Annotated in this window: 6 protein-coding genes; all 6 read left to right on the top strand. The window is 65.4% G+C overall.

The genetic code is table 11. From position 1 onward, the window contains the following. A partial coding sequence (gene rapZ / locus ACO48X_RS10640; protein WP_485002058.1) for an RNase adapter RapZ occupies positions 1-670 on the top strand: 670 nt, incomplete at its 5' end. Positions 671-711: 41 nt separating this feature from the next. Continuing rightward, positions 712-1,692: a gluconeogenesis factor YvcK family protein gene (locus ACO48X_RS10635; protein WP_485002060.1), complete on the top strand. Its 981-nt coding sequence runs from the start codon at positions 712-714 to the stop codon at positions 1,690-1,692. A gap of 40 nt (positions 1,693-1,732) precedes the next feature. After that, positions 1,733-2,716, top strand: a complete 984-nt coding sequence (whiA, locus tag ACO48X_RS10630) for a DNA-binding protein WhiA (protein WP_040322657.1) — start codon at positions 1,733-1,735, stop codon at positions 2,714-2,716. Between the two features lie 292 nt (positions 2,717-3,008). Continuing rightward, positions 3,009-4,013 carry a type I glyceraldehyde-3-phosphate dehydrogenase gene (gap, locus tag ACO48X_RS10625; protein ID WP_485002057.1) on the top strand — a complete coding sequence of 335 codons (1,005 nt, stop codon included), beginning with the start codon at positions 3,009-3,011 and terminating at the stop codon, positions 4,011-4,013. Between the two features lie 70 nt (positions 4,014-4,083). Then, positions 4,084-5,277, top strand: coding sequence for a phosphoglycerate kinase (locus ACO48X_RS10620; protein ID WP_485002056.1), 1,194 nt, complete (start codon positions 4,084-4,086; stop codon positions 5,275-5,277). Beyond that, on the top strand, positions 5,277-5,430 hold a 154-nt coding region (locus ACO48X_RS10615), incomplete at its 3' end, for a triose-phosphate isomerase (protein WP_485002059.1). The genes ACO48X_RS10620 and ACO48X_RS10615, both read left to right, overlap by 1 nt.

The raw sequence follows: 5,430 nt of genomic DNA, 5'->3' as shown, positions 1-5,430 counted from the left end.
CCGCGAATTCTTCGCCGAATTCTCATTCATACTCGCCGGCCTCAAAGAGTCGGGCTTCAACTACCGACTGCTCTTCCTCGATTGCAGCGACGACGAATTGGTCAAGCGATACGACAGCGTCCGCCGCCCGCACCCCCTCCAGGGAGACGGCCGGGTGCTCGACGGAATCGCGGCCGAACGCGCCCTGCTCGACGACATGCGCAAACAGGCGAACATCATCATCGACACGAGCGGATATTCCGTCCACGACCTCGCCCGCAAAATCAGGGGGCTTGTGGCCGACGAAGCCCAATCCGACGTTCGCGTCACCGTGATGTCCTTCGGTTTCAAGTACGGCCTGCCGGTCGACGCCGACAACGTCGTCGACGTCCGCTTCCTTCCCAACCCCTACTGGGTCAGCGAGCTGCGGCACCTGACGGGGCGCGACGAGCCGGTGGCAAACTTCGTCCTCGAAAAGGTCGGGGGCGCCGCGTTCGTCGAGAAGTACGCCTCGCTCATCCTCGAAGTGCTCCAGGGATATGCTCGCGAACTCAAGCCCTTCGTGACATTCGCCGTGGGCTGCACGGGCGGCAAACATCGGTCGGTCGCCGTCGCCGAGGCCATCTCCGAAAAACTCCGCGCCTCGGGCCAGGCGGTGCGGACGATCCACAGAGACGTGGGGCGCGAATGAGCGAGGCACCCCATAGACCGCGAATGAACGCCGCGCAGCGAATGAACGGCGCGGACGACGCCAAACGCGGATTTTACGGCCCCAAAGTCGTGGCCCTCGGCGGCGGGCACGGCCTTTTCGCCAGCCTTTCGGCGTTGCGCCTCATGACGCACAACGTCACCGCCGTGGTCACGGTCGCCGACGACGGCGGGTCCTCGGGCAGGCTGCGCAAGGAATTCGGCGTGCTTCCGCCGGGCGACCTTCGAATGGCCCTCTCGGCGCTGTGCGACGACGGCGAATGGGGGCAGACGTGGCGGGACGTCCTCCAGCATCGATTCACGTCCAACGGCCCGATGAGCGGCCACGCGCTCGGCAATCTGTTGATCCTCGCGCTGTGGGAGCAGATGGGAGACTCCGTCCTCGCGCTCGACTGGGTCGGGCAGCTGCTCGGCATCAAGGGGCGCGTGCTCCCGATGTCGCCGGCCCCGCTGGAAATCGAGGCCGTCGTGGACTTCGGCGGGCCCAAGGCGCCCATTCGCGGCCAGGTCGCGGTGGCCAGCACCCCGGGGATCGTCGAGCACATCGGCGTCGTCCCGGAAAATCCCCCCGCCCAGCCCGAAGCCGTCAAGGCGATACTCGACGCCGACTGGGTGATCGTCGGCCCCGGATCGTGGTACACGTCCGTCATTCCCCATTTCCTGGTTCCCAAGCTTCGCGAGGCCCTGTGCACGACGAAGGCGCGAAAGGCCCTCGCGCTCAACCTCAACGCGGACAAAGAGACGAAGGGAATGGGGGCGGCCGCACACATTCGCTCGCTGAAAGACCACTGCCCGGACCTGCGATTCGATATCATTGTCGCCGACCCGACGAGCATCGACGACATCGACGGAGCTGAGAGGGCCGCCACAGAATGCGGAGCACAACTTCTTTTGAGGCAGGTTAGAATGAGCGACGGATCGGCCCGCCACGACCCGCTGCGGCTCGCAGCGGCGTATCGCGACGCGTTTACGGGGGTCTTCGGGGACGTCGCCGGCGCCGAGTGACCCGGCGCGCCCTGCAATCATCAGTCAACGGAAGAAGCCAATGCCAGCATTGACCCAATTAGCCAAAGACGAACTCTCGCAAGTCCGCCCGCGCATGCTCTCGTGCGTGATCGCGGAGGTTTCGACGATGTTTCGCTTTGCCGGCGGATTGCAAATCGCAGGGGGCAAGGTCGCGCTTCACGCGGAACTGAGCCACGCGGCGAGCGCCCGCCACCTGTGGGACCTCGTCTCCCAGGCTTTCAACATAAGCAGCGAGCTTCTGACGGTCTCCTCGTCCATGAGGCAGTCAAACCATTACCTCGTCCGCATCACCAGCAACGGCGAGCGCATCGCGCGCCGACTCGGCCTGCTCGACAGCTACGGCCGGCCCGTGCGGGGGCTTCCGCCGGCGATCGTCGGAGGGTCCAAGGCCGACGGCACCGCCGCATGGCGGGGCGCGTTCCTGGCTCGCGGATCCCTCTTGGAGCCGGGGCGCAACGCCTCTCTCGAAGTCATCTGCCCCAGCCTCGAATCCTCCTACGCCCTGGGGGGACTGGCGCGGCGCATGGAGATCCCGTACCGCGCGCGCGAATCGCGCGGAGCGCATCGCGTCGACATCCGCGAGGGCGACGCAATCGCCGAAATGCTCACAAGAATGGGCGCCAACGACGTCGTCTTGAAGTGGGAGGAACTGCGCGTCGAGAGGGAAGTCCACGGATCGGCCAACCGCCTTGCCAATTTCGACGACGCAAATATGCGCCGCTCCGCCGACGCCGCCGTCATAGCCGTCATCCGAGTCAAGCGCGCATTCGAAATCCTCGGCGACGACATCCCTGACAATTTGCGCGAAGCAGGCGAATTCCGCATGAAGTACCCGGAGGATTCGCTCAATCTTCTCGGCGAGCGGCTCAACCCGCCTGCCACGAAGGACGCGGTGGCCGGGCGGCTTCGGCGCCTGAACACGATGGCCGACAAGCGCGCCGCCGAATTGGGCGTCCCATCGACGCTCGACGCCGCCCGCGCCGCAGGCCACGACGCCCCCTGACGCGGGCGCTCGAGTCGACGGCCGTTGCCGACAAGCGCGCCGGCGGAAGTCACATATGCATTCCGACGGCGCCGCCGACGCGGTGAATCGGCGCGGGCCTAGGACTTTCTACACACGCCCGGGCCGTCGCCTTGCCGACGTGTGGGAAAGGTCGCAGCCCACGATGTGGGCATTCCTAGGCTCTTCGCAGTTCGCCCAATAGAATTGAGACGTACACCGGACGTACAACGTTCGGTCAAGATGGCCGAACAGGCCAAGACCACCTGCGCGAAAGCGCACTAGGAGGAAAACAGTGACCGTCAAGGTTGGCATCAACGGATTTGGCCGCATCGGCCGTAACTTCACCCGCGCTGCTCTGGCTCAGGGCGCGGATATCGAGATTGTCGCGGTCAACGACCTGACCGACAACAAGACGCTCGCACACCTGCTCAAGTACGACTCCATCCTCGGCAAGCTCGACGAGGACGTGACCTACACCGAAGATTCGATCACGGTTGGCGGCAAGACGATCAAGGCTCTCGAGGAGCGCGATCCGGCCAAGCTTCCCTGGGGCAAGCTCGGAGTGGACATCGTCGTCGAGTCGACCGGCCGCTTCACCGACGCGACTGCGGCCAAGGCCCATCTTGACGCGGGCGCCAAGAAGGTCATCATCTCGGCTCCCGCCAAGAACGAGGACGCCACCTTCGTCATCGGCGTCAACGAGCAGGATTACGACCCCAAGAATCACGACATCATTTCGAATGCCTCCTGCACCACCAACTGCCTGGCGCCTCTGGCCAAGGTCCTCAACGACGAGTTCGGAATCGTCCGCGGCCTCATGACCACGATCCACGCGTACACCGCCGACCAGAACCTTCAGGACGGCCCGCACAAGGATCTGCGCCGCGCCCGCGCCGCCGCCCTCAACATCGTTCCCACGAAGACCGGCGCCGCCCAGGCCGTCGCCCTCGTCCTTCCCGAGCTCAAGGGCAAGTTCGACGGCTACGCCCTCCGCGTTCCCACGCCGACCGGCTCCGTCACCGACCTCACCTTCGAGGCCGAGAAGCCCGTCACCGTGGAGTCCGTCAACGCCGCCGTCAAGGCCGCGGCCGAGGGCCCGCTCAAGGGCGTTCTCGCCTACACCGAGGATCCGATCGTCTCGAAGGACATCGAGACCGATCCGCATTCCTCGATCTTCGACGCCGGCCTGACCAAGGTCATCGGCAACCAGGTGAAGGTCGTCTCCTGGTACGACAACGAGTGGGGCTACTCCAACCGTCTCGTCGACCTCGCCAAGTTGGTGGGCTCGAAGCTCTGACGTCAATGAATTGACATGATGCCCGCGCACGTCTCGGCGTGTGCGGGCATCTGTGCGTAGAAAGGAAATCATGAGGACCATCGACACGCTCGGCGATCTTGCCGGCAAGAAGGTTTTCGTCCGCTCGGACTTCAACGTCCCACTCGACGAGAATCGCAACATCACCGACGACGGCCGCATTCGCGCCGCCCTTCCCACCCTTAAGAGGCTCCTCGACGCCGGCGCGCGCGTCGTCGTCTCGGCCCACCTTGGCCGGCCCAAGGGCCAGGTCAAGCCCGAGTTCTCCCTCGCGCCCGTGGCCGCGCGCCTTTCGGAGCTTCTCGGCGCAGACGTTCCGCTCGCCGCCGACACCGTCGGCCCCGACGCGCACGCCAAAGTCGACGCGCTGGGGAACGGCCAGATCGTCCTCCTCGAGAACGTCCGCTTCGACAAGCGCGAGGATTCCAAGGTCGACGCCGAGCGGGAGGAGCTCGCCAAGGAATACGCCGATCTCGCCGACGTCTTCGTCTCCGACGGCTTCGGCGTCGTGCATCGCAAGCAGGCGTCCGTCTACGACATCGCCAAGCTCGTCCCGTCGGCCGCCGGGGAGCTCGTCTTCAAGGAGATCGACTCGCTTTCCCGCGCCACGAAGAACCCCGAGCGGCCCTACACCGTGGTGCTCGGAGGCTCGAAGGTCTCCGACAAGCTCGGCGTCATCGAGAACCTGCTCGACAAGGCCGACCGGCTCCTCATCGGCGGCGGAATGGCCTACACGTTCCTGCTCGCCGAAGGGCACGAGGTCGGAACCTCGCTGCGCGAGGACGACCAGGTCGCCACCGCAGCGGAGTACCTGAAGAAGGCCAAGGAGAACGGCGTCAAGCTGCTCATTCCGGTCGACACCGTCGTGGCGCCTAAGTTCGCGGCCGACGCCCCCGCGACCGTCGTGGCCTCCAGCGCCATTCCGGCCGACCAGATGGGCCTCGACATCGGCCCGGAGACGGCCAAGGCCTACGCCGACGCGATCGCCGACTCGAAGACGATCGTATGGAACGGCCCCATGGGCGTTTTCGAGTTCGACGCATTTTCCGCGGGCACGCGCGCCATCGCGAAAGCGATGGAGGACACCGACGGATTCACCATCGTCGGCGGCGGCGACTCGGCCGCGGCCGTTCGCAACCTCGGCTTCGACGAGTCGAAGTTTTCCCATATTTCCACCGGCGGCGGCGCCTCTCTCGAGTTCCTCGAGGGCAAGGTGCTCCCGGGCATCGCAGTTTTGGAGGACTGATGGCGCGCACACCCATTATGGCGGGCAATTGGAAGATGAACCTCGACCACCTCGAGGCCAATCAGCTCGTTCAGAAGCTCGCGTGGTCTCTCGGAGACCTCGACCATGACTACGGCAAGGTGGAGGTGGCCGTGATCCCGCCGTTCACTGACC

The sequence above is a fragment of the Peptidiphaga sp. genome (assembly GCF_057238965.1).
This window is presented reverse-complemented; position numbering and strand designations above follow the sequence as displayed.